The 22,475-nt window shown below is 31.9% G+C and carries 26 protein-coding genes; 10 read left to right on the top strand and 16 right to left on the bottom strand.

Translation table 11 applies throughout. The features are described from left to right. Window positions 1-143: 143 nt before the first annotated feature. Window positions 144-584 (bottom strand): hypothetical protein, encoded by a 441-nt coding sequence (locus tag ACIQ06_RS06730; protein ID WP_396144744.1) that lies wholly within the window; start codon window positions 582-584, stop codon window positions 144-146. 313 nt (window positions 585-897) lie between these two features. Here ACIQ06_RS06730 and ACIQ06_RS06725 point away from each other — a divergent pair, with 313 nt between their 5' ends. The 3 genes from ACIQ06_RS06725 (at window position 898) to ACIQ06_RS06715 (ending at window position 6,050) form a co-directional block, all read left to right on the top strand. Continuing rightward, window positions 898-2,757: a DNA topoisomerase IV subunit B gene (locus ACIQ06_RS06725; RefSeq protein ID WP_396144742.1), complete on the top strand. Its 1,860-nt coding sequence runs from the start codon at window positions 898-900 to the stop codon at window positions 2,755-2,757. A gap of 102 nt (window positions 2,758-2,859) precedes the next feature. Beyond that, entirely contained in the window at window positions 2,860-3,234 is a 375-nt protein-coding gene (locus ACIQ06_RS06720; protein WP_396144740.1) for a GxxExxY protein, read from the top strand. Window positions 3,235-3,335: 101 nt separating this feature from the next. Continuing rightward, window positions 3,336-6,050 carry a DNA gyrase/topoisomerase IV subunit A gene (locus ACIQ06_RS06715; protein ID WP_396144738.1) on the top strand — a complete coding sequence of 905 codons (2,715 nt, stop codon included), beginning with the start codon at window positions 3,336-3,338 and terminating at the stop codon, window positions 6,048-6,050. Window positions 6,051-6,110: 60 nt separating this feature from the next. Here the strand turns inward: ACIQ06_RS06715 and ACIQ06_RS06710 are convergent, their stop codons facing one another. Genes ACIQ06_RS06710 through ACIQ06_RS06700 form a run of 3 tightly spaced genes read right to left on the bottom strand, consistent with a single transcriptional unit; the run spans window position 6,111 to window position 8,000 of the window. Then, on the bottom strand, window positions 6,111-6,680 hold the full coding sequence (locus ACIQ06_RS06710) for a hypothetical protein (RefSeq protein ID WP_396144736.1): 570 nt from the start codon (window positions 6,678-6,680) through the stop codon (window positions 6,111-6,113). After that, on the bottom strand, window positions 6,677-7,162 hold the full coding sequence (locus ACIQ06_RS06705; protein ID WP_344815004.1) for a sigma-70 family RNA polymerase sigma factor: 486 nt from the start codon (window positions 7,160-7,162) through the stop codon (window positions 6,677-6,679). Before ACIQ06_RS06705 ends, ACIQ06_RS06710 begins: the two co-directional genes overlap by 4 nt. Before the next feature lies 1 nt (window position 7,163). Further along, window positions 7,164-8,000 carry an alpha/beta fold hydrolase gene (locus ACIQ06_RS06700; RefSeq protein ID WP_396144734.1) on the bottom strand — a complete coding sequence of 279 codons (837 nt, stop codon included), beginning with the start codon at window positions 7,998-8,000 and terminating at the stop codon, window positions 7,164-7,166. A gap of 172 nt (window positions 8,001-8,172) precedes the next feature. Between ACIQ06_RS06700 and ACIQ06_RS06695 the strand changes: the two genes are divergently transcribed. Further along, window positions 8,173-9,846: a formate--tetrahydrofolate ligase gene (locus ACIQ06_RS06695; protein ID WP_396144732.1), complete on the top strand. Its 1,674-nt coding sequence runs from the start codon at window positions 8,173-8,175 to the stop codon at window positions 9,844-9,846. 157 nt (window positions 9,847-10,003) lie between these two features. Here ACIQ06_RS06695 and ACIQ06_RS06690 read toward each other — a convergent pair whose 3' ends face one another. From ACIQ06_RS06690 to ACIQ06_RS06650, 9 genes are read right to left on the bottom strand one after another with little or no spacing between them, the layout of a single operon-like run. Beyond that, the gene (locus ACIQ06_RS06690) at window positions 10,004-10,861 is read right to left on the bottom strand and encodes a TerC family protein (RefSeq protein ID WP_396144730.1); all 858 of its coding nucleotides are present in this window, start codon (window positions 10,859-10,861) and stop codon (window positions 10,004-10,006) included. A 42-nt stretch (window positions 10,862-10,903) separates the two neighbouring features. Next, entirely contained in the window at window positions 10,904-11,278 is a 375-nt protein-coding gene (locus tag ACIQ06_RS06685; protein ID WP_396144728.1) for a DNA topoisomerase IV, read from the bottom strand. A gap of 9 nt (window positions 11,279-11,287) precedes the next feature. Continuing rightward, window positions 11,288-11,515 (bottom strand): DUF6095 family protein, encoded by a 228-nt coding sequence (locus ACIQ06_RS06680; protein WP_344814993.1) that lies wholly within the window; start codon window positions 11,513-11,515, stop codon window positions 11,288-11,290. Window position 11,516: 1 nt separating this feature from the next. Further along, window positions 11,517-11,978, bottom strand: a complete 462-nt coding sequence (locus tag ACIQ06_RS06675) for a hypothetical protein (protein ID WP_396144726.1) — start codon at window positions 11,976-11,978, stop codon at window positions 11,517-11,519. A gap of 17 nt (window positions 11,979-11,995) precedes the next feature. Then, window positions 11,996-12,679 carry a hypothetical protein gene (locus tag ACIQ06_RS06670; protein ID WP_396144724.1) on the bottom strand — a complete coding sequence of 228 codons (684 nt, stop codon included), beginning with the start codon at window positions 12,677-12,679 and terminating at the stop codon, window positions 11,996-11,998. 1 nt (window position 12,680) lies between these two features. Next, on the bottom strand, window positions 12,681-13,493 hold the full coding sequence (murQ, locus tag ACIQ06_RS06665; protein WP_396144722.1) for an N-acetylmuramic acid 6-phosphate etherase: 813 nt from the start codon (window positions 13,491-13,493) through the stop codon (window positions 12,681-12,683). Further along, complete coding sequence (locus ACIQ06_RS06660; protein ID WP_396144720.1) at window positions 13,490-13,846, bottom strand: hypothetical protein; 357 nt, start codon at window positions 13,844-13,846, stop codon at window positions 13,490-13,492. Before ACIQ06_RS06660 ends, murQ begins: the two co-directional genes overlap by 4 nt. Window positions 13,847-13,855: 9 nt before the next feature. Continuing rightward, a complete protein-coding gene (locus ACIQ06_RS06655; protein WP_396144718.1) occupies window positions 13,856-14,524 on the bottom strand; it encodes a ZIP family metal transporter in 669 nt (222 codons plus the stop codon). Beyond that, complete coding sequence (locus ACIQ06_RS06650) at window positions 14,524-15,288, bottom strand: class I SAM-dependent methyltransferase (RefSeq protein ID WP_396144716.1); 765 nt, start codon at window positions 15,286-15,288, stop codon at window positions 14,524-14,526. The genes ACIQ06_RS06655 and ACIQ06_RS06650 overlap by 1 nt, the downstream gene beginning before the upstream one ends. A 134-nt stretch (window positions 15,289-15,422) precedes the next feature. On the opposite strand from ACIQ06_RS06650, the gene ACIQ06_RS06645 reads away from it, so the two are divergent. Continuing rightward, window positions 15,423-16,589: a class I SAM-dependent RNA methyltransferase gene (locus tag ACIQ06_RS06645; RefSeq protein ID WP_396144714.1), complete on the top strand. Its 1,167-nt coding sequence runs from the start codon at window positions 15,423-15,425 to the stop codon at window positions 16,587-16,589. A 41-nt stretch (window positions 16,590-16,630) separates the two neighbouring features. Then, window positions 16,631-16,864 carry a hypothetical protein gene (locus tag ACIQ06_RS06640; protein WP_344814988.1) on the top strand — a complete coding sequence of 78 codons (234 nt, stop codon included), beginning with the start codon at window positions 16,631-16,633 and terminating at the stop codon, window positions 16,862-16,864. Here ACIQ06_RS06640 and ACIQ06_RS06635 read toward each other — a convergent pair whose 3' ends face one another. Genes ACIQ06_RS06635 through rlmD form a run of 3 tightly spaced genes read right to left on the bottom strand, consistent with a single transcriptional unit; the run spans window position 16,865 to window position 19,567 of the window. After that, window positions 16,865-17,596 carry a DUF6048 family protein gene (locus ACIQ06_RS06635; RefSeq protein ID WP_396144711.1) on the bottom strand — a complete coding sequence of 244 codons (732 nt, stop codon included), beginning with the start codon at window positions 17,594-17,596 and terminating at the stop codon, window positions 16,865-16,867. After that, a complete protein-coding gene (locus ACIQ06_RS06630; RefSeq protein ID WP_396144709.1) occupies window positions 17,568-18,098 on the bottom strand; it encodes a DUF6452 family protein in 531 nt (176 codons plus the stop codon). Before ACIQ06_RS06630 ends, ACIQ06_RS06635 begins: the two co-directional genes overlap by 29 nt. A 50-nt stretch (window positions 18,099-18,148) precedes the next feature. After that, window positions 18,149-19,567, bottom strand: a complete 1,419-nt coding sequence (gene rlmD / locus ACIQ06_RS06625) for a 23S rRNA (uracil(1939)-C(5))-methyltransferase RlmD (protein ID WP_396144706.1) — start codon at window positions 19,565-19,567, stop codon at window positions 18,149-18,151. A gap of 230 nt (window positions 19,568-19,797) precedes the next feature. Here rlmD and tnpA point away from each other — a divergent pair, with 230 nt between their 5' ends. The 4 genes from tnpA to ACIQ06_RS06605 all read left to right on the top strand — a co-directional run bounded on the left by tnpA (window position 19,798) and on the right by ACIQ06_RS06605 (window position 22,369). Further along, window positions 19,798-20,259: an IS200/IS605 family transposase gene (tnpA, locus tag ACIQ06_RS06620; RefSeq protein WP_298306748.1), complete on the top strand. Its 462-nt coding sequence runs from the start codon at window positions 19,798-19,800 to the stop codon at window positions 20,257-20,259. A gap of 160 nt (window positions 20,260-20,419) precedes the next feature. Further along, window positions 20,420-20,959: a DUF1697 domain-containing protein gene (locus ACIQ06_RS06615; protein WP_396144703.1), complete on the top strand. Its 540-nt coding sequence runs from the start codon at window positions 20,420-20,422 to the stop codon at window positions 20,957-20,959. Window positions 20,960-21,118: 159 nt separating this feature from the next. Further along, the gene (locus ACIQ06_RS06610) at window positions 21,119-21,529 is read left to right on the top strand and encodes an OsmC family protein (RefSeq protein WP_396144701.1); all 411 of its coding nucleotides are present in this window, start codon (window positions 21,119-21,121) and stop codon (window positions 21,527-21,529) included. 138 nt (window positions 21,530-21,667) lie between these two features. Then, a complete protein-coding gene (locus tag ACIQ06_RS06605; RefSeq protein WP_396144699.1) occupies window positions 21,668-22,369 on the top strand; it encodes a DUF1003 domain-containing protein in 702 nt (233 codons plus the stop codon). Window positions 22,370-22,475: the final 106 nt, after the last annotated feature.

Genomic DNA, 22,475 nt, shown 5'->3' with positions numbered 1-22,475 from the left:
TCATCAAGAATTTACGATTTTGAACTTTAGCTAAAAAACAAACCTCTATTAAATCGCTTTAAAAGAGGTTGTTTTTTTATAATTTACGATTTTATTTTTAAAAAATGGTGGTTGTGCAACGGTTACCACTGTTAGTAGAAGTTTTACTTATCCACAATGATTATATATCTTTTATCTTCAATAAATAATTCCTTAGGAGTGGCTTTATCAGGAAACTCAAATAATACAATTCTATCAATTTCTTTGTTCGGCTTTATTTTCGTTTTTGTACTTGTAAAATATGCTTGAAGTTTTAAAAATCTATATAAACTATCTTGTTCAGTTGAAATGTATACATCTTCAAAATCAAAAATGCAATCTTTTTCGCCTTCGTTCTTCAATGTAAGTTTCATTTTTACAAATTTCATTCCCTCCTCAGCTTCGATTGGCATTGAGCCCAAAGGTCCATTTGGTGGACCTGGTCTCATATAATCTTCTGAAATTTTTCTAAACTTAATCGATAAACCTTCTACATTATTATCAACTTTAAATCCTGTGACAATAAGTAAAACTAATGTTAATAATGTTATTTTAATTTTCCCCATTTTTTTTATCTGTTTTTTAGTCACTAATTTCTACTAACTATTATATATGCCCAACTAACACACACAATTTCCCAAATATAAAAATAATTACCAAATTCCAATCTCTTTTTTCTTTCCTCTTTTTTCTATTTTCTCTTCTTTCAACTTCGTGCTTCCTAACTCGTAAATCGTACCTCAAATTGTCAAAAACATTCTTAATAACTTTGACAAATATCATTTCAAAAATGACTCGAAATGCACTATATTAGCACACCCGAGGTTTCTGCCTAAGCAGAAGCCGAATTGAACGCAGTTAAAATCGATACATTTTAAAATGGCTCAAGAAACACAATATAACGAAGACAATATACGCTCACTCGATTGGAAAGAACACATCCGAATGCGTCCCGGAATGTACATTGGGAAACTCGGTGACGGTTCGTCTCCAGATGACGGAATTTATATTTTACTAAAAGAAGTAATCGACAACTGCATCGACGAATTCGTTATGGGTGCAGGAAAAGTGATCGAAGTAACCATAAAAGATAAATTGGTAACTGTTCGCGATTACGGTCGTGGAATTCCATTAGGAAAAGTCGTTGACGTAGTTTCTAAAATGAATACCGGTGGAAAATACGATTCTAAAGCGTTTAAAAAATCGGTTGGTTTGAATGGAGTTGGTACCAAAGCGGTAAATGCTTTGTCCAATTATTTCCGTGTAGAATCGGTTCGTGATAACCAACAAAAAGCTGCTGAATTCTCTGAAGGAAATCTAACTTTAGAAGAAGAAATTGTTGAATCAACTAAGCGAAAAGGAACAAAAGTTGCCTTCATTGCTGACGAAGTTATTTTCAAAAATTATAAATACCGAAACGAGTATATTATCAAAATGCTCAAAAATTATTGTTATCTAAATCGCGGATTAACAATATATTACAATGGTGAAAAATACCTTTCGGAATTTGGTTTAAAAGATTTATTAGAAGAAACCATTACTGAAGAAGACATGCAATATCCAATCATCCACTTAGAAGGTGATGATATCGAAATTGCGTTAACACACAGTAAATCACAATATTCCGAAGAATACCATTCGTTTGTTAACGGACAAAATACAACTCAAGGTGGAACGCACTTAAACGCATTTCGTGAAGCGATTGTAAAAACCATTCGTGAATATTACAACAAAGGTTTTGAAGCATCAGATATTCGTAAATCAATCGTTTCTGCGGTTTCCATAAAAGTGGAAGAACCAGTTTTCGAATCGCAAACCAAAACCAAATTGGGTTCTAATGATGTTGGTCCGAATGGTCCGACGGTTCGAACATTTATTCACGATTTTATTACAACCAAACTCGATAATTTTCTACATAAAAATCCAGAAGTTGCCGATTCGCTTTTGCGTAAGATTTTGCAAGCCGAACGCGAACGTAAAGAACTATCAGGAATTAGAAAATTAGCTAAAGACAGAGCTAAAAAAGCGAGTTTACACAATAAAAAATTGCGCGATTGTCGTGTGCATTTAACTGATGCCAAAAATCCAAGAAGTTTAGAGAGTACGCTTTTTATTACCGAAGGTGATTCGGCTTCGGGTTCGATTACCAAAAGTCGTGATGTCAATACACAAGCTGTTTTTAGTTTACGTGGTAAGCCTTTGAATTCTTATGGAATGTCAAAGAAAATTGTGTACGAAAACGAAGAGTTCAATTTGCTTCAAGCTGCTTTAGATATTGAAGAAAGTATTGAAGATTTGCGTTATAACAACATTGTAATTGCAACCGATGCCGATGTCGATGGAATGCACATTCGTTTGTTGTTGATTACCTTTTTCCTTCAATTTTTCCCAGAAATGATAAAAGAAGGACATTTGTATATTTTGCAAACGCCGTTATTCCGTGTGCGAAATAAAAAAGAGACTATCTATTGTTATTCAGACGAAGAACGTCGCGATGCCATAGAGAAATTAAAACCAAAACCAGAAATTACACGATTCAAAGGTTTGGGAGAAATTTCGCCTGATGAGTTCAAACATTTCATTGGTGAAAGCATCCGATTAGATCCAGTGATGTTAGACAAAGCTACTTCAATCGAAACTTTATTAGAGTTTTATATGGGTAAAAACACACCAGATAGACAAACGTTCATTATCAATAATCTGAAAGTGGAACTGGATAAGGAATTGGTGGAGAAGTAAGTTGATGGAGCACAAAGTTGCACAATGTTTAGCACAAAGTCACACAAAAAAAACATTGAGAAACTTTGTGAAAAACTTTGAGAAATATAGTGATACATAAATATGGTTGAAGAAAATGAGATAAGTCGAATTATTTTAGACTGTGCTTTTAAAGTTCACACCAAGCTTGGTTCAGGTTTGTTAGAAAAAGTTTACAGAGAATGTTTAGCGTATGAACTTATAAATTGTGGATTAGAAGTCGAACAAGAAAAAGCTTTTCCTGTAATTTATGATGAAATAAAATTTGATTGTGGCTATAGAGTTGACATAATTGTAAATAAAAAAGTCATAATTGAATTAAAAGTAGTTGAAGATTTTACAATTGAACATACAGCTCAATGTTTAACTTATATGCGACTTTCAGATTGTAAATTGGGCTTGCTATTGAATTTTTATAAAAGATCATTGAAAGACGGAATTAAAAGATTGATTATATAAACATTGTGAAACTTTGTACATAACATTGTGAAACTCTATACTACAAAATAACATAGAGAAACTTTGTGAAAAACTTTGAGTAACATAGTGCTACAAAAAATATGAAAGACGAAGAAGAAGATAACATTAACGAAGAAGAAACTAACGACGAGTTAGACGAATCAACCAACGACGAAAGTTTAGACGAAGGCTTTGAGGACATAGTTTCGAGAGGCGGAAATCACTTTTACGAAAACGATGAGAATCCAGAAGATACCATCACCAAAGTTACAGGAATGTACAAAGATTGGTTTTTGGATTATGCTTCCTATGTAATTCTTGAGCGTGCCGTGCCTGCGATTGAAGATGGTTTCAAACCAGTGCAACGTCGTATTATGCATTCACTGAAAGAGTTGGATGACGGTCGTTACAACAAAGTTGCGAATGTCGTTGGACACACCATGCAGTATCATCCACACGGAGATGCGAGTATTGGTGATGCTATGGTGCAAATTGGTCAGAAAGAATTGTTGATTGATTGTCAAGGAAACTGGGGAAATATTCTAACAGGCGATAGCGCAGCGGCTTCGAGATATATTGAAGCACGTTTGTCAAAGTTTGCTTTAGAAGTTTTGTATTCACCAAAAATTACCGATTGGGGTGTTTCTTACGATGGTCGTCGTGCTGAACCAAACAATCTTCCAGTAAAGTTTCCATTACTTTTGGCTCAAGGTGCTGAAGGAATTGCGGTTGGACTTTCGACTAAAGTTTTGCCTCACAATTTCAACGAATTAATTGATGCTTCGATTAAAATTTTAAAAGGAAAACCATTTACATTATACCCAGATTTTCAAACTGCAGGAATTGCGGATGTTTCCAATTATAACGATGGTTTGCGTGGCGGACGTGTTCGTGTTCGTGCCAAAATATCGCAATTGGACAAACAGACTTTGGTGATTACTCAAATTCCGTTTTCAACCAATACGTCAACTTTGATTGATAGTATTTTGAAAGCGAATGAGAAAGGTAAAATCAAAATCAAGAAAATTGAAGACAATACTGCTGCCGAAGTTGAGATTTTAATTCATTTATTTCCAGGAGTTTCTCCAGATAAAACGATTGATGCTTTGTATGCTTTCACAGCTTGCGAAACCTCTGTTGCTCCTTTGGGTTGTGTGATTGAAGATAACAAACCATTGTTCATCGGAGTTTCTGATATGTTGAAAATTTCAACTGAAAGAACGGTAGATTTATTAAAGAAAGAACTCGAAATTCAATTAGAAGAACTTAAAAACAAATGGCATTTCTCGACTTTAGAAAAGATTTTCATTCGTGAAGAAATGTATATTGATTTCAAATTGTATTCGGATAGAGAATCGCTTTACGAATATATGTACAAACGATTTGAACCATTCAAAAAATCATTTGTACGTGAAATTGAAGATGAAGATTTGCAAAAATTAACCCAAATTCCGATGATTCGTATTACGCGTTTCGACTCGGATAAAGCGGATGAGTTTATTGCCAAATTGGAAGACGAAATGAAAGAAGTACAACATCATTTAGACAACCTAATTGATTTTGCCATTGATTATTTTGCAAAACTAAAAGAGAAATACGGAAAAGGTCGCGAACGTCAAACGGAATTGAGAAGTTTTGAAAATATTGAAGCTACAAAAGTGGTTTTAAGAAATACAAAATTATATGTAAACAAAGAAGAAGGTTTCTTTGGAACAGGTTTGAAAAAAGACGAATACGTTGCCGATTGTTCTGATATTGATGATGTTATTGTTTTTCTTCGAGACGGAAAAATGATGATTGCGAAAGTGGATGATAAGAAATTCGTTGGAAAAGACATCATTCACATTGCGGTTTTTGATAAAAATGACAAGCGAACCATTTACAACATGATTTACCGTGATGGTAAAAATGGTTCTACTTTTATAAAACGTTTTAATGTTTCGGGTGTAACTCGTGATAAATTTTACGATTTAACACAAGAAAAAGCTGGTTCACAAACCTTATATTTCTCAGCAAATCCAAATGGTGAAGCTGAGGTTGTAACTATTTTGTTACGTCAAGTTGGAAGTGTGAAAAAACTAAAATGGGATGTCGATTTTACCGATATTGCCATAAAAGGTCGTGCTTCACGTGGAAATACGGTTACCAAATATCCAATCAAGAAAATCGAATTGAAGGAGAAAGGAATTTCTACTTTACGTCCGAGAAAAGTTTGGTTTGATGATACAGTTCAACGTTTGAATGTTGATGGAAGAGGAGAGTTGTTGGGTGAGTTCAGACCAAATGATAGACTTTTGATTATCAATCAAGCAGGAAAATTGAAAACCATAATTCCAGAATTGACCACGCACTTTGATGAAGATATGATTGTACTGGAAAAATGGCATCCGAAAAAACCAATTTCTACCATTTATTATGATGGAGAAAAAGAACGTTATTTTGTAAAACGATTCTTGGTTGAAAACGAAAATAAAGAAGAAATTTTCATCACTGAACACGAAAAATCACAATTAGAGATTGTTTCTACCGATTGGCGACCAGTTGCTGAAATCATTTTTGCCAAAGTAAAAGGTGTTCAAAAAGAGAATCAAACTATTGATTTAGAACAATTTATTGCTGTAAAAGGAATAAAAGCGTTGGGTAATCAATTGACAGCTGATAAACTGAAACAAGTAAATCTTTTAGAGTCGTTACCATACGAAGAACCAGTAGAAGAAGTTCCAGAAGAACCAGAAGTTTCTGGTGAAGATAACGTTTCAGACGATATTCAAACCGAATTGGATGATGACGGACAGATTACGTTGTCATTAGAATAATTAAAATAGCCTTTCATTGAATATGCCCCAAAAGTTAGATACTATTTGGGGCATTTTTTATTATTCAATATTTTTTAAGAAAGCTAAAATTTCCATTTCTTTTTTCAATTTTTTGTTTAGAAAGAATGCAAAAATTATCAGAAATCCGTAGCCGCTTATTAGAAGATAGATGAAAAAAGGTGTAGAAAATTGTTCTTGAAACGTTGGTATTAATAGCGAAAACCCAATTGTATATACTATATAAATAATTGGCGTTGCAATAAAGTGAATACCTTTTCTCCATGTGTAAAATGATGCTGCATTTTTGCTATACTCTAATAAAGATGTTTCAATATTTATAGTATTAAATTTTTTAATACTTATCAATTCTAAAATAATTCGTAAAATCATTGAACTAATCATCAAACCTAAACCTATTGTAAAAATAGAAACCGAGTAAATTCCTAACCAAATAAAATAACATAGTAATATTAAAGTTGTAATGCCAATAATAATGAGTGTTGTAATATGATTTAATTTTATTTTTTTTCTATGTTCTTCTGATTTTTTTATTAGTTCAGAAGCTGTTTTATTTGTATTGAAGTCATTTTGTTGGTTCCAAATATCTTGTAAATTTTCAAATGTTTTCATTGTTGTATGCATTGAGTTAAACTTTTTTTAATTCTGTGAATTCTCACTCTAAGCGTTTCTTCGCTTATTCCTACTACTTCTGATATTTTATCGTAGTCAATTCCTTCCAAGACCATGAGGATAATCATTTTTCCAGTTTCATCTAATTTTTGGATGCATTCGTACATTTTTTTAAGTTTCATTTCTTTTTCTTCGGAATAATCATCTATTTGTAGTATCGGGAAAGAATCAGTTGAAACTTCTTTTTTTGTTTTTTCCTTCCTTAAATAAAGCAAACATGTATTTACGGTTATTCTATATATCCAAGTACTGATGCTTGATTCATTTCTAAATTGCTCAAGCTTCTCCCAAACTTTTATGAATACTTCTTGTGTAGCATCATCTGCAAAATACTCATCACCATTAAAATAACCCTTACAAAGTCGAAATACTTTTGGGTAATGCTCTTGAAAAATTTGATTGAATTGTTCTTCCTTTTTCACTTTAATTTAGTGCTAGTTTAACATTTTCGATGAACCAATCAGGTTGATCATACATTACAAAGTGTGCAGCATTTTCTGCATAAAGAATTTTAACAGTAGGTAAATTTTGATATTGCGTTGCATATGTATTTTTCACTACATCTATACCTAAACTAGTTGCTGCTAAAATTACGACAGGAATTTTAATTTTTGCAATTTCTTTTCTCAAATCTAAGTTAAGCATATCAATATAACCATGAACATATGTTTTTCTATCAGCCATACTCATCCAATTACTAATAACTTTATGCTTTTCTTTATTTAAACACATATAAGCTACAGATTGTAGATTCATAGCATCAAAGCTATTTTTATCCATTTGAAGCATCATTTTACTTTGTGGATTGTCATATTCAATGATTTCTCCTTTGTAGTTTGGAATCATTAAAGCAGCTGTTGCAGGTAGTGCGTCAACTAAAATAGCTTTTTTAAATAATTCAGTTTCTAATGATGCTAACCAAAGACTTAAAGTTCCACCTAAACTATGTCCCAAAAGTGTTGGTTTTTTTATTTTTTTTTCTTTTACATAACTTATAACTTCATCTTTTATAGATGATAACCATGGTGTTTCAATAGGAGGTACATTTCCAAAACCTGCAAAAGTAAAAATGTGACATTCATTTGTTTTTGACAATTCAGCAACAGTTTCATCCCACAATTCGCCTGTACATCCAAAACCAGGAAATAGTAAAATGGGTTCTCCTTTTCCTTTTACCGAAACAGTAAACGATTTTTGAGCTGTTGAAATTTGTGTAATTAATACAGAAACGAATACGAGTAATAATGATTTTGTTTTCATGATATTTTTTTTAAAGTTTTACTTTTGATACAGTAGTGTTTAAATTGTTACATAAAAAAATATTTTTTTTTAATTAATGATTTAAATGTTCATAAATACTAGTCTTTGATTTATATATTTGTATACTTATTTTGAAATAAAACAGATTAAATTCAAAACAAAACCCCTATAAATGTCAACATTTCCATCCGATATTGAGATTGCTCAAAATGCAACCTTACAACACATTAGAAAAATTGCCCAAAAAATAAACATTCAAGAAGACGATTTAGAATACTACGGAAAGTACAAAGCCAAATTACCTTTAGAATTACAATCTGAAAATCCAAAAGGTAAATTGATTTTGGTTTCTGCTATGTCGCCTACTAAATATGGTGAAGGAAAAACTACAATGTCAATTGGGTTAACTGACGGTTTGAACTACATTGGTAAAAAAACAATAGGAGTTTTGCGTGAACCTTCACTCGGACCAGTTTTTGGACTGAAAGGTGGCGCAGCTGGCGGTGGATATGCTCAAGTTGTTCCGATGGAAGATATTAATTTGCATTTTACAGGCGATTTTTCGGCTATTGAAAAAGCAAATAATTTACTTTCTGCGGTGATTGATAATAATCTTCAAAATCCAAAATATTCCTTGAACTTAGATCCAAAATCTATTGCTTGGAAACGTGTGATGGACATGAATGATCGTTCGTTGCGCCAAATCATTATTGGAGTTGGTGCTAAAGCTAACGGAACGATGCGCGAAGATGGTTTCAATATTACTCCAGCGTCAGAAGTGATGGCGATTCTTTGTTTGTCTAAAGATTTAGAAGATTTGAAACTTCGTTTAGGAAATATTTTTGTTGGAAAAACTTTTGATGGGAAAGCAATTTTTGCTCGTGATTTGAAAGTAGTAGGAGCAATGGCAGTTTTGCTAAAAGATGCTTTGAAGCCTAATTTAGTGCAAACTTTAGAAGGAAATCCGGCGATTCTTCATGGCGGGCCATTTGCAAGTATTGCGCAAGGAACGAATACTGTGATTGCAACAAAAATGGGACTTTCACTAGGTGATTATGTAGTTACAGAGGCTGGATTTGGTGCCGATTTAGGAGCCGAAAAATTCTTTCATATAAAATGTGGACAAAGCGGATTGAAACCTGACGCAGTGGTTTTAGTTGCAACTATTCGAGCAATTAAACATCATGCTGGATTGAGTTCAGAAGATTTTAAAACTGAAAATGTAGCTGCGATTGAAAAAGGCTTTTGCAACTTAGAAAAACATATTGAAAATATTCAAAAATTTGGAATAAATCCTGTGGTTTCTATAAATGCTTTTCCTGATGATACCCAAGCTGAATATGATAAATTGAAAGCATTATGTTTAGCAAAAGGCGTTACTGCAATTGTAAGTACTGCTTTTGTTGAAGGTGGAAAAGGTTCGGCTGAATTGGCTGAAAAAGTAGTTGCTGAAATCAATAAGGGTGAAGCAAATTATAAACCTTTGTATCAAAAAGAGGATTCAATCGAACATAAAATAAATACTATTGCAAAAGAAATATACGGAGCAAGTTCTGTTGAGTTTTCTCCAAAATCGAAATCACAATTGAAGATGATTAATGATCTAGGTTTTAATGAATTTCAAATTTGTATGGCAAAAACTCCAGCTAGTTTTTCGGATAATGAAAAGATAATAGGTCGTCCAACGGATTTTACTATAACGGTTCGTGAGTTCGAAATTGCCAGTGGTGCCGGATTTATCGTTCCGTTACTTGGTGATGTTATGCGAATGCCTGGTTTGCCAGCAGTTCCAAATGCTGAACGAATTGATATTGACAATAATGGTAAGATAATCGGATTGTCTTAGAAATTTTGAATAAATAATCAATACAAATACTACCTAACCCTGATGGGAATGGAAATAAAAAAATGGTCACTGAGGCTCTCGAAGTGACCATTTTTTTATTGTATTGGACAGCAGGAATAGGGTTTTGTGATAAACCCCAAACCATTCGTTCCTAAAATTAATTAGTAATATCGCTATCTTCTAATTTTTTATCAATGATTTTATTGTTATGTAAGACAACTGGTTTTTTGCTGCTTTTCTTCATTTTTAAGTTTAGGAATTCCACAAATAAAGAGAAGAAAATTGCAAAATATAAGTATCCTTTTGGTATACTATGAACTTCAACATCATTACCAAATCTGAAATGTGCTAAGTGTGAACCTTCAGCTAAAAGCATAACTCCAATTAGTATTAAGAAGGATAATCCAAGGATTTGAATTGTTGGATGTTCGTTTACGAATTTAGAAACTGGTCCTGCAAAGGCAAGCATTACTACGATTGAAATTACAATAGCAAGAATCATAATTTCTATTGCGCCAGCTGGTCCAAAACCTTTTGGTGGTTCGGCAGAACTTACTAAACCAATAGCTGTTAAGATACTGTCAAAAGAGAAAACAATGTTTAACAATGCAATTTGTATAATTGCTGATGACAAGCTGTTACTAGCTTTTCCACTAGTTGCTTCGTCTTCACCTTCTAATTTGTGATGAATTTCTGAAACCGATTTGTATAACAAAAACAAACCTCCACCAAAGATGATTAAACTTTGTCCAGAAATTCCTCCAGAGAAAAAGCCTAAGTCAAAATCGAAGAATGATTCTTTCAAACTCATTACCCAAGTGATTCCAAAAAGTAAAATGATACGAAAAACCATAGCTAACAATAGTCCAATTCTTCTAGCTTTTGGTTGGTCTTCGGCTCTTAATTTTCCTGATACAATTGATAAAAAAACGATGTTATCGATACCAAGAATGATTTCTAAAAAGGTTAATGTTAAAAGTGCAATTAATGCATCTGTGGTAAATAATACTTCCATTGGTTAGTTTAAAAAAGTTATTGTTAAAGTGGTTTTACGGAATTAATTGGTTTTTGTTACAGTTCCCATTTGTTTTTTTGATTCTCCTACAAAAGAATATTCAAAGGTATAGGTTTTTCCTTTTGTAGAAATGAAGCGCATGGAAATTGCTTTTTTTTCAGCCATATTTCTAGGATGCAATTTTTGAAGAATAAATTCGTAATCATTTACCCAGCGAACTGAAGCCGTATCGGTTCTTCCGTTGTAGGTTTCAATTTGTAATTTATCTGTTCGTTCAAATGTTGTAATTTCTTTTTTGCCATTAACTTCTTGAACGAATTCAAATTTACCAGTTTTAAATTCTTTCGGATTGCACTCTAATTTGTTTTGGCAACTAAGGAGTGTTATTGTAAAAAAGAAAAGCATTATTTTTTTCATAAAAATTTACTATTGTTTATCATTAAAAAGTGCATCAGTCATAGTTTTTATTCCTTTGAAAGCTAAAAAAACCGATGTTATACAAACAGCACAACCAATTACTAAAATTAAATAATGCCAATTGGTATGCTTGTTCATGAAAGCATTATACATTAAACTTGGTCCAATAAACATCATTGGCAATGCACCAAATAAATACTTTACACCTTTAGCCAAAAGTTCTTTGTTGGTTGCCATATTAAAAACGAATTTGGATGCCGTAACCTCTTTGGTTTCCTATTAAGTTCACCTCAAAATTTGAATTTGTTTCTCCGAGATTTTTCAAACCGCTATTATAAAAATCAATTCCTTCTTTAATCTTTTTGTTCTTTCCAGATAAAACAGGTATAGCAATAATTAATGCTCCAGCTCCAATATAAGTTGCCGCAGTTGGATATTTTACATCTGAAACCAAACCTACTACCATATCGGTAATGACCAAAGCACCACCAAATCCAATAAGGAAACCACCAGCAGATTCTTTACCAAGTCCAGATTTGAATTTACTCAAAGCTTCAGCATTAGAAGCCAATAATTGTTTAGTTTCTCTAGTAGAAATCTGACTTCCGTTTACATAATATTTGCCTCTTTCAAGATTGATTTCTTGAGAAAAAGATAGTACAGAAAGAAATAATGCGAATGTTAAAAGTATTTTTTTCATATAAGTAATTTTTAAGTTTATTTTTTAACCCAATTCAAAAGTAACTCTTTATCAGAAGATAATTTGCCTACAATTCGATATTTTGATTTTACAATTAAAATCGATTCCGTAAGTTTTTCTTTTACAACTTTATAAGGTGATATACCGCTTGAATGAATAAAAAAACTTCCTTCATCAGAAAATAGAACAAAACCAGTATGATTATCTAAGCCAACGACATAAATTCCATTGCCTTTCTGTTTTAAATTGGTTTCAAATTCTTCAATTGATTTGTTTGAAAATCGATAAATATTATCTTCACTTACTAATTTTTTTATCATTTGTTCAGAAGCACATTGAGCAAGTTTAACTCTGTTAATATCTAATCCAATGTCCCTTAATGTGGTTGTCACAAAATAACCACAAGCAATTTTTCCTTCGTTTGGTTTTTGTGTTGTTCCATTAAAATCCCAATCAGTTCCGTACCAATAAGGAAAAATTTTATCGGTCAAAAGTGAAGTGAATTTTTCTCCAATTTTATTAATGCTTTTATCTTTAATCTCTTTTTTAATAGATTTTATACTATCTAATGTTTGTGGATAATCTTTTAAATCAACTTTAGCTTGCTCTTCAATAATAGTATTGTTTGTAGATTTTCTTATCAAAAAGAAAAGTACAAAAAATATAGATAAAAGTAAAACTACTTTTATGGATTCTTTCATATTACTGTTTAAATTCTTCAACGGCTTTTCTAACGCTACCAAATTCCTTTAATAATTGGCTAGCTTTTTCATAATCAACTGGAATTTCACTCATAATCATTTTTACGCCTCTATCGACCAATTTATCATTACTCAATTGCATATCTACCATTTTGTTGCCTTTCACTTTTCCAAGTTGAATCATAGTTGCGGTTGAGATCATGTTTAATACTAATTTCTGAGCTGTTCCTGCTTTCATTCTCGAACTTCCAGTTACAAATTCAGGTCCAACGACAACGACTATTGGGAAATTTGCTGTTAAAGCCAACGGACTTCCTTCATTGCAAGTGACACAACCTGTTATTATGTTATTTTCATTGCATTTTTTCAAACCTTCAATTACATAAGGCGTAGTTCCTGAGGCAGCAATTCCGATTACAACATCATTTTCTGAAATGTTTTGTTCTTGTAAGTCTATCCAAGCTTGTGTGGTATTGTCTTCGGCGTTTTCAACTGCTTTTCTAATGGCTTTATCTCCACCTGCAATAATTCCGTTTACTAAATCAAATGGAACTCCGAATGTTGGAGGACATTCTGAAGCATCAACGATTCCTAATCTTCCAGAAGTTCCTGCTCCAATATAAAAAAGTCGTCCACCAAGTTTCATTTTTTCAACCACTTTTGAAACTAATGACTCAATTTGAGGCAAAGTTTTTTCAACTGCCAACGGAACGGTTTTATCCTCATTATTGATGTTTGTCAACAATTCAGAAACAGACATTTTTTCTAAATGCTCGTATTTGGAAGATTGCTCAGTGGTTTTAGTGAAGTTCATTTTTTTATTTCTTCAATTTTATAATCTTTGACTTTATTTAGTGTGTCGAATTGAATTTTTAAATTTTTTGTATAAACAGGATCGATATCCCATCCATAATCAGTTACGATATTGTAATAAATTTCATTTTCTTCAACATTAGCATAATTTTCAGGTTTACCTAATAAATTTATAATTTCATCATATGTTAAATTTGATAAATCATATTTAGAAAATAAATCATTAATCATTTTATCTCTATGAATGTAAAACCCATCAGAATTTACCAGCCATTTATTCTTATCAAATTTTATATCATTATTACAAGAAGTAAGTAATTGTATAAATAAAATAAAATATAGAAATCTTTTCATGTTGTAAATCTACATAAAATAAGCCAAAACAATTCCCAAAATTATCATCGAGATTTTTGCAATATTGAATTTATGTCCTTCGCTACTTTCAAAAATAATTGTTGAAGAGATGTGGAATAAAATTCCAATTACTATTGCCGTAATCTCATTATAGTATTGATTTAAAGCTGGAAAAATATCAGAAATGAAAGTCCCAAGCGGTGTCATTATGGCAAAGGTTAACATAAAAAGGAACAAAGCAGTTTTATTTAACTCAGCATTCAAGAAAAAAGTGGTTAGGATGATTGCAATTGGAAGGTGATGAATGGCAATTCCCAGTGCCAATTCGTGATGATGACCAACAGGAAATCCTTCTAACAAAGCATGAATGCATAAACTAATAAATAATAGCCATGGCATTTGAGCCATTTTATCATGTCCGTGAACGTGACCATGTTCTGCACCTTTTGAAAAAAACTCTAATATTATTTGAAACAAAATACCAATCATTATAAAAATCCCAACATTGTGACTGTGGGATTCGTATACTTCTGGAAGCAAGTGAATTACTGTTAATGATAGCAAAAAAGAACCACTAAAAGCTAATAGTAATTTTAAATTCTTTTTGGCTCTAGGTTTTAATGCTATCGCTATAAAAAAACCAATTAAAACCGATAATAGTGGTAATAAGTAATTCATTATTTAAATATCATAATTAATCGTTCGCTAGTATTTTTATGGAATTTCTTCAACTTGTAGTCACCAAAAGTGTCCAATAAATAAATTCCAGCATCGTTCATCATATTTTGAAAATCTTCTAACGTCAACGCTTTTACTTTTTCTGTAAAATGATATTTTTCATTATTGTCTACAAAATCAATTTCTTTGATGATATGATTATCGGCAACATATCTTTTAATATGAAAATCAATTCCATCAACAGTTTTAACTTCATCAGGAACTAAATTCGGAATAACTTGATGCACATTCATAAAATCAATTACAGCAAATCCGTAATCGGTCAGACTTTCTTTTATTGCAACTAATGTTTTTAAATCATCATTATCATTTTCAAAATAACCAAAACTTGTAAAAAGATTAAAGATAGCATCAAATTTATCTTCGAATTTTTCTCGCATGTCATGCACTTCAAAATGTAAAGTTGCATTTGCATTTTTAGTAGCTTCAGCAATACTGTTTTCAGATAAATCGGCGCCAATTACATCAAATCCTAATTGATTTAAATAAATAGAATGACGTCCTTTTCCACAAGCTAAGTCTAATACTTTAGCTTTTTCAGGTAAGTTTAAATAATGCGTTAAATTGTCCATGAAAATCTGTGCTTCACGGTAATTTCTATCTTTATAAAGAATGTGGTAATAAGGTGTATCAAACCAAGAGGCGAACCAATTATTGGTTGCGAGTTTCGAGTTTCGAGTTTCGGGTTTATCTGTTTCTGACATTAATTCTTGTTCATAAAATTCCTAGCGTGCAAATTTAGTGTATTTTTGCAGAAGTTATTCCAAGTTTGAAGTTTGATATTTTATCTTTTGAAATTTATTTGGAATTTGTTATTTGTATATTGGATTTTATAAAGATGGAAAATTTTAAAATGATTGCCAAAACCTTCTTTGGTTTTGAAGAAATATTAGCTCAAGAATTACGCATTTTAGGTGCTCAAGATGTTGAAATAGGTACAAGAATGGTAAGTTTTAAAGGTGATAAAGGTTTTATGTATAAAGCCAATTTATCTTTGAGAACCGCTTTAAAAATCTTAAAACCAATTTATTATTTCAGAGCAAAAACCGATGCGTTACTTTACAAAGGAATACAAGGAATTGATTGGAGTAAGTATTTGAATGCCAATCAAACTTTTGTAATTGATACTACCATTCACTCTGATTTTTTCAAACATTCTCAATTTGTATCGCAAAAAGCTAAAGATGCTATTGTAGATCAATTTCGTGAGAAAACAGGAGTTCGTCCAAGTATTGATAAGGAATATCCAGATTTAAGAATCAATATCCACATCGATAAAGACCAAGTTTCGGTGGCTTTAGATACTTCTGGAAATTCTTTGCATCAAAGAGGTTATAGAACAGCAACGAACATTGCTCCAATAAACGAAGTTCTTGCCGCAGGAATGTTATTGTTAGCAGGTTGGGAGGGAAAAACTGATTTTCTAGACCCAATGTGTGGTTCGGGAACAATTCTTATTGAAGCCGGAATGATTGCTTGTAATATTCCAGCCAACATCAATAGAAAAGAATTTGCTTTCGAAAAATGGAACGATTGGGATAACGATTTGTTTGATCAAATTATTGATGCACTAATGAAACGCACACGTGAATTTCATTACACTATAAAAGGATACGATAAAGCGCCAAGTGCTGTCAATAAAGCTATTGATAATATCAAAAACGCCAATCTTGATGATTACATTAAAGTAGAACAACAAAATTTCTTTGACACTAAAAAAGAAACTTCTGGGCCTTTGCAAATGGTTTTCAATCCACCTTATGGTGAACGTTTGGATATTGATTTAGAACGTTTTTACAGAGAAATGGGTGATACCATGAAACAAAATTATCCAGGAACTCATGCTTGGTTTATTACAGCAAACTTAGAAGCATTGAAACATGTTGGACTAAAACCTTCGAGAAAAATTAAACTTTTTAACGGAAGTTTAGAAGCGCGATTGGTAAAATACGAAATGTATGAAGGAAGTAAACGAACAAAGTTTCAGATAGCAGAAGGCGAATAGCAGTTTTATAAAAGTACAATATATAATTTCACTATAGACAAATGAGTAAATCAACAAAATCATTTATTTACAACATGTTAAGTTTTGCGGCTTTCTTTTTGCCGTTGCAAGTGGCTATCCAAGCGTTTACAGATTTGAAAGGAATTTGGATTTTGATTGTAGCTTTTGTTATAGCAACAATACTTGCGCCAAAATTTCAAGCCGTTAAAACCAAAGACGGTGAAAAATTGTTTATGAAAGTTATCTTTGTAAAAGGAGTGAAGGAGATAAATTAATTATTTCTTTTTTCCTTCTTTAGGTTTAACCTCAGATTTAAAAATAGGAACAAAATAAGAAACAGTGTAGTTTATTCCTACGCCAAATTTTCCGTCATAGGTTCTATTAAAACCTGGAATGTAAAGATTATCAAATCCATCTGGTTTTTTGTTGGAAACTAAATAGTTTAATCGTACACTCATTCCAACATAGAAATTTTTAAACATTTCTGCTTTTGCACCAGCTAAAACTTCAACCCATTGCGCTGTAAGTCCATTGAATTTTTCACCTGATGGTATTTCTGGAGCTTGTCCAAAATAAGGATTCGGATTGTAAATAGTGTAAGAGTTTAAGGTTTGGCTAAACGAACTAAATCCGTAGCGCATACCCACGTATAGCATGTTGTTCATGCCTAACCAATTTTCATATCCATTAAAATCAAAACCTGCTTTTAAGTAAGTTCCTTTGGTAGTAAAATTCAATCGGTCATCATCTACAGTTTTGTTTTCTGTTCCAATTTCTGCTGCTATGTAGTGCTTTCTAGTCAATTTAAAATCACCAACTAATTCAATTCCACGATAGTCTTTTTCATAAAAGGAACGCGTTAATTTGAATAAATCAACACCAACTCTCAAACCATAACGTTCTGTTTTTGGTTTGATACTGTCTTTGACTTTCACTTCTTGAGCATTTCCCAAAAACGAAGCTACAAGCAATAGTAGACTAAAAGAATATTTTAACATGTACTTCATTTTCGTTTTCTAGATTTGATTTTACAATAACTATATTTTTTATCCAAGTACCATCAGCTACAACAGGTTCAGTTTGAATTATTGGATTTGTTGGAATTAATGTAAATAAAGTTTTAAAACCACAAGCGCGTGAAACATAAAAATCTTGCTTTGAGTATTTGAATTCTAAAATATCGGTGTTTTCACTGCCAGCGACACCAAAATTATGGGTAAAACTATATTTTGTTGTTACATCAGTAGTTTTAAGAGGTAAAAATATTTTTGATGAGTTTGATAAATATCTATCTGGAGTTGTAAGTGACTCATTAAAAATTACTCCTTCAGCTACATCATCACTTTTAACTTTAAGTTTAGTTACACTCTTCAAAGTCTCAGTGGATGCATTAAAATCATAAAATTCAATGACTAATCTAGGTGTAGTAGGCGTATTTTCATCACAAATATCATCCTTCTCACATCCTAAAAGCGAAAACACAAACAATAACAAAAATATCTTTTTCATAGGTTTAATTTCAAACTAAATAACTGAACACTGCGACTGAATACTGAACACTATTTTCTAAGTTCCAAAAGTACAACATTTTCCACGTGATGCGTTTGAGGAAACATATCTACAGGTCGCACACGAGTAACTTTATACATTTCGTCCATCAAAGCCAAATCTCTTGCTTGTGTAGCCGAATTACAACTTACATAAACAATTTTTGGAGCGCCAGTTTTTAATAACATTTCAACAACGTCTTTATGCATTCCGTCTCTTGGTGGATCGGTGATAATTACGTCTGGTTTGCCATGTTTTGCTATAAAATCGTCATTGAAAACGTTTTTCATATCTCCAACATAAAACTCACAATTGGTAATTTCATTGCGTTTCGCATTTTCTTTAGCATCGGCAATTGCTTCTGGAACGGCTTCTACACCAATAACTTTTTTCGCTTTTTTAGAAACAAATTGCGCAATGGTTCCAGTTCCAGTATATAAATCATAAACTACTTCGTTGCCAGTTAAACCAGCGAAATCTCTTGTGATTTTGTATAATTCATACGCTTGGTCGGAATTGGTTTGGTAAAATGATTTAGCGTTGATGCTAAATTTCAAACCTTCCATTTCTTCCAAAATATAATTTCTTCCTTTATATAATTTGATGTCTTGGTCGTAAAGTGTGTCGTTAGCTTTGCTATTGATTACATATTGCAACGAAGTAATTTGTGGGAATTTCTCGTGAATGAAATCCATCATCAACTCACGATTGGCTTTGTCGTCTTCAAAAAACTGAATCAACACCATAATTTCACCAGTCGAAGCGGTTCTAATCATTAAAGTTCGCAACAAACCTTCGTGATTTCTAGCATTGAAGAACGTCATTCCGTTTTTATCGGCAAATTCTTTTATCGAATTTCTAATATCGTTTGATGGATCTTCTTGCAACCAACATTTTTCAATATCTAGAATTTTGTCCCACATTTTCGGAACGTGAAAACCTAAAGCATTTTTCTTGCTCAAATTTTCATCACTCGATTGAATCTGACTTTCGGTCAACCAACGTGTGTCAGAAAATCCGAATTCCATTTTGTTTCTGTAGAACAATTGTTTTTCTGAACCTAAAATAGGTTCAAATTCAGGCAAATCGATTTTGCCAATGCGTTTTAGGTTATTGAAGACTTCATTATTTTTATAAAACAATTGTTGTTCATACTTCATGTTTTGCCATTTACAACCGCCACAAGCACCAAAATGCTCACAAACTGGTTCAATACGATTTTCTGAAAAGGAGTGAAATTTTATTGCTTTTCCTTCAAAATACGATTTACGTTTCTTGAACGTTTGCACATCCACCACATCGCCAGGCACAACGTTTGGTATAAATATTACTTGTCCTTCAGGAGCTTTGGCTACCGAAACACCTTTGGCACCAGCATCAAGCACGGTAACGTTTTCAAATATAATTCTGTCTGTCTTCTTTTTTCCCATGAGGCAAAAATAATGTATTGGTTTGTTTTTTGGATTGGGTTTAGGAAAATTTTATTTATTTTATGTTTTTATGAAAATTAGTTTCATTATCAATATCCTAAAATTTAAAGTAACAATGAATAAAAGTATTTTTATAATTTAGCAATTCACTAAATCCCGTTAGGGATTAAATTCTGGTAGATAAAATTAATTCAATAGTATGCGAAGTCCCATAGGGACGATATTTAAAAATGGCAAATACCTACACACAAATACATGTTCAATTTGTTTTTGCAGTAAAATTCCGTAACGGACTAATCCATGCATCATTCAAAGAGGAATTATATCAATATATTTCAGGTATTATTAAAGCTAACAATCATAAATTACTTGCTATTAATGGAATGCCTGATCATTTGCATATTTTTATTGGAATGCGACCAACACAATCAATTTCTGATTTATTGCAAGATATTAAAGGCAGTTCTTCCAAATGGATAAATGAAAAGAAGTTTTTAAAAGTAAAATTTGAATGGCAAGAAGGATATGGCGCATTTTCATATTCCAAATCACACGTCAATAATGTCATTAATTACATTCAAAATCAAGAGAATCATCACAAAAAAGAAACTTTTAGAGACGAATATCTGAAATTTTTGAAAGTATTTGAAATAGAGTATGATGAGCATTATATTTTTAAAGAACCAATCTAAATATCATCCCTACGGGATTTTTTCTTAAGGAAGTTATTTTCTTTACCCAAATTTTATCCCTACGGGATTAATAAAATGTAATTGATAAGAACTTGTAGTTTGCTTTCTGTAATTTTGCAATTATTCCATATGGGTTAATAATATTGATAATTTTGTAACTATGACTAAACACCTAGCATTACTTCGCGGCATCAACGTCTCAGGACACAACATGATAAAAATGGAAGCATTAAAAACTACCTTAGAAACCATTGGGTTTACTAATGTGGTTACTTATATCCAAAGTGGCAATGTCTTTGTAGAAACCGAGGAAGAAAGCGGTTTTGGTGTGGGTTTCAAAATCAAACAAGAAATCTTCAAAACCTTTGGTCACGAAGTTCCGGTGATTGTAATCGGTAAAAATGATTTGGAATTGTGTTTTAAAAACAATCCTTTTTTGAAACAAAAAGACGTTGATACTAAGAAATTGTATGTGGCTTTTATTTCTAAAGAATTGTCAAGTTCCGCTATAAACGAATTAAAAATCAGCCAATTCAAACCCGATGAAGCTGTAATCGATGGCAACAGAATTTTCATAAAATACGACATAGGCGCAGGAAAAACCAGACTTGACCAAAAATACATCGAGAAAAAACTAAACGTAACTGCAACCATCAGAAATTGGAATACGGTTACAAAGTTGTTAGAAATGTATGAGTAGAAAGTACGAAGTACAAAGTAAAAAGTAAAAAGTTATAAGAGACTACAAATGTAACTTCCAGAAGGAAAAAGCTATTCTTTTATTAGAAATAACAATAATTATGTAACATTCTTGTAACAAACATTATTTAATTTTGGTAAAATTTAAAATTAAAAAGTTATGAAAAGAAATGCAACAGCCCAATGGCAAGGTTCGGTAAAAGAAGGAAAAGGTTCGCTTACTACTCAAAGTACCACATTAAATAATACACAATATTCATTCAATTCACGTTTTGAAGATGGCGTTGGAACTAATCCAGAAGAGTTGGTTGCTGCTGCTCATGCAGGTTGTTTTACTATGCAATTGTCAGCATTTTTTACAGAAGATGGTTTTACAGTAGAAAATATTCAAACCAAATGTGATATCAATTTAGTAACTGGTTCCATTGTAAGTTCACATTTAACAGTTGAAGCAAAAATTCCAGGAATTTCTGACGAAGATTTTCAAGCATTAGTTACTAAAGCAGAGAAAAATTGCCCAATTTCTAAGTTGTTCAACACAGAAATCACTTCAACGGCTACTTTAGTTTAATTGATTTAAATAGTTAATAGAAACCTCATTTCTTAATTGAAGTGAGGTTTTTTGTTTTTAAAATATCGTAAATTAGCAAGAATTTAAAATTTGAAATTATTAGCTTGAAGTTTGTACAAGCAAATCAATAAATTATTTATGAAAGATAAAGCAACATTTACTAGCGCTATTTCAGGAATAGAATTCCCACAGAAAGAAAAAGTTTTGGGAAATTCTATACGCATTCCTATTTTGAATATTATCAAAGAAGAGCATCCCGACTTCGATTCCAATCAATTTATTGCAGATAGCGAATTGAACATTTATCGTGAGAAGTATATTTCTAAATTCCTTCAATCGGAAGTTGGTGAACTTACTGATTTACAAAAGAAAGTTGTCAAATCTATTAAAGGCAATAAGTCTTTTGTAAACAAAGTAGAAGATAAAGTAGATAATCGAACGTATGGTCAAGTGATTGCTGATAAAGTAGCTGCTTTTGGTGGAAGTTGGACGTTTATAATTTCGTTTTTTATCTTTATTGTGATTTGGATAGCGTCCAATGTATACTTGTTGATGAACAAAGGATTTGATCCCTATCCATTTATTTTACTGAATTTGATTTTGTCTTGTTTGGCGGCGCTTCAAGCTCCAGTTATCATGATGAGTCAAAACCGTCAAGAAGAAAAAGACCGAGAAAGAGCCAAAAAAGATTACATGATAAACCTAAAATCGGAACTCGAAATAAGAATGCTCGACGAAAAATTAGATCATCTAATCATGCACCAACAACAAGAATTAATCGAAATTCAAAAAGTGCAAATCGAAATGATGAATGATATTTTGGAAAAAATTAAGAAATAATAAAAAGAATCTAAGAGTCTAACAATCTAATAATCTAACAATCTTTTTTACTACTTTTGCTAAAGTTTATGGATGATTTCTCTCCACAAGAAGGAATTGATATTTT

Origin of the sequence: Flavobacterium sp. (genome assembly GCF_044341265.1) — a bacterium.
Taxonomy (GTDB): Bacteria; Bacteroidota; Bacteroidia; order Flavobacteriales; family Flavobacteriaceae; genus Flavobacterium.
This window is presented reverse-complemented; position numbering and strand designations above follow the sequence as displayed.

Coding starts and splice junctions, on each gene's coding strand:
- ACIQ06_RS06635 (WP_396144711.1), bottom strand. CDS start 17,596: ATGAAGTACATGTTAAAATATTCTTTTAGTCTACTATTGCTTGTAGCT.
- tnpA (WP_298306748.1), top strand. CDS start 19,798: ATGGCAAATACCTACACACAAATACATGTTCAATTTGTTTTTGCAGTA.
- ACIQ06_RS06670 (WP_396144724.1), bottom strand. CDS start 12,679: ATGAAAGAATCCATAAAAGTAGTTTTACTTTTATCTATATTTTTTGTA.
- ACIQ06_RS06715 (WP_396144738.1), top strand. CDS start 3,336: ATGAAAGACGAAGAAGAAGATAACATTAACGAAGAAGAAACTAACGAC.
- murQ (WP_396144722.1), bottom strand. CDS start 13,493: ATGAACTTCACTAAAACCACTGAGCAATCTTCCAAATACGAGCATTTA.
- ACIQ06_RS06650 (WP_396144716.1), bottom strand. CDS start 15,288: ATGTCAGAAACAGATAAACCCGAAACTCGAAACTCGAAACTCGCAACC.
- ACIQ06_RS06655 (WP_396144718.1), bottom strand. CDS start 14,524: ATGAATTACTTATTACCACTATTATCGGTTTTAATTGGTTTTTTTATA.
- ACIQ06_RS06695 (WP_396144732.1), top strand. CDS start 8,173: ATGTCAACATTTCCATCCGATATTGAGATTGCTCAAAATGCAACCTTA.
- ACIQ06_RS06615 (WP_396144703.1), top strand. CDS start 20,420: ATGACTAAACACCTAGCATTACTTCGCGGCATCAACGTCTCAGGACAC.
- ACIQ06_RS06725 (WP_396144742.1), top strand. CDS start 898: ATGGCTCAAGAAACACAATATAACGAAGACAATATACGCTCACTCGAT.
- ACIQ06_RS06660 (WP_396144720.1), bottom strand. CDS start 13,846: ATGAAAAGATTTCTATATTTTATTTTATTTATACAATTACTTACTTCT.
- ACIQ06_RS06675 (WP_396144726.1), bottom strand. CDS start 11,978: ATGAAAAAAATACTTTTAACATTCGCATTATTTCTTTCTGTACTATCT.
- ACIQ06_RS06690 (WP_396144730.1), bottom strand. CDS start 10,861: ATGGAAGTATTATTTACCACAGATGCATTAATTGCACTTTTAACATTA.
- ACIQ06_RS06610 (WP_396144701.1), top strand. CDS start 21,119: ATGAAAAGAAATGCAACAGCCCAATGGCAAGGTTCGGTAAAAGAAGGA.
- ACIQ06_RS06680 (WP_344814993.1), bottom strand. CDS start 11,515: ATGGCAACCAACAAAGAACTTTTGGCTAAAGGTGTAAAGTATTTATTT.
- ACIQ06_RS06640 (WP_344814988.1), top strand. CDS start 16,631: ATGAGTAAATCAACAAAATCATTTATTTACAACATGTTAAGTTTTGCG.
- ACIQ06_RS06730 (WP_396144744.1), bottom strand. CDS start 584: ATGGGGAAAATTAAAATAACATTATTAACATTAGTTTTACTTATTGTC.
- ACIQ06_RS06710 (WP_396144736.1), bottom strand. CDS start 6,680: ATGAAAACATTTGAAAATTTACAAGATATTTGGAACCAACAAAATGAC.
- ACIQ06_RS06700 (WP_396144734.1), bottom strand. CDS start 8,000: ATGAAAACAAAATCATTATTACTCGTATTCGTTTCTGTATTAATTACA.
- ACIQ06_RS06645 (WP_396144714.1), top strand. CDS start 15,423: ATGGAAAATTTTAAAATGATTGCCAAAACCTTCTTTGGTTTTGAAGAA.
- ACIQ06_RS06685 (WP_396144728.1), bottom strand. CDS start 11,278: ATGAAAAAAATAATGCTTTTCTTTTTTACAATAACACTCCTTAGTTGC.
- ACIQ06_RS06630 (WP_396144709.1), bottom strand. CDS start 18,098: ATGAAAAAGATATTTTTGTTATTGTTTGTGTTTTCGCTTTTAGGATGT.
- ACIQ06_RS06605 (WP_396144699.1), top strand. CDS start 21,668: ATGAAAGATAAAGCAACATTTACTAGCGCTATTTCAGGAATAGAATTC.
- rlmD (WP_396144706.1), bottom strand. CDS start 19,567: ATGGGAAAAAAGAAGACAGACAGAATTATATTTGAAAACGTTACCGTG.
- ACIQ06_RS06720 (WP_396144740.1), top strand. CDS start 2,860: ATGGTTGAAGAAAATGAGATAAGTCGAATTATTTTAGACTGTGCTTTT.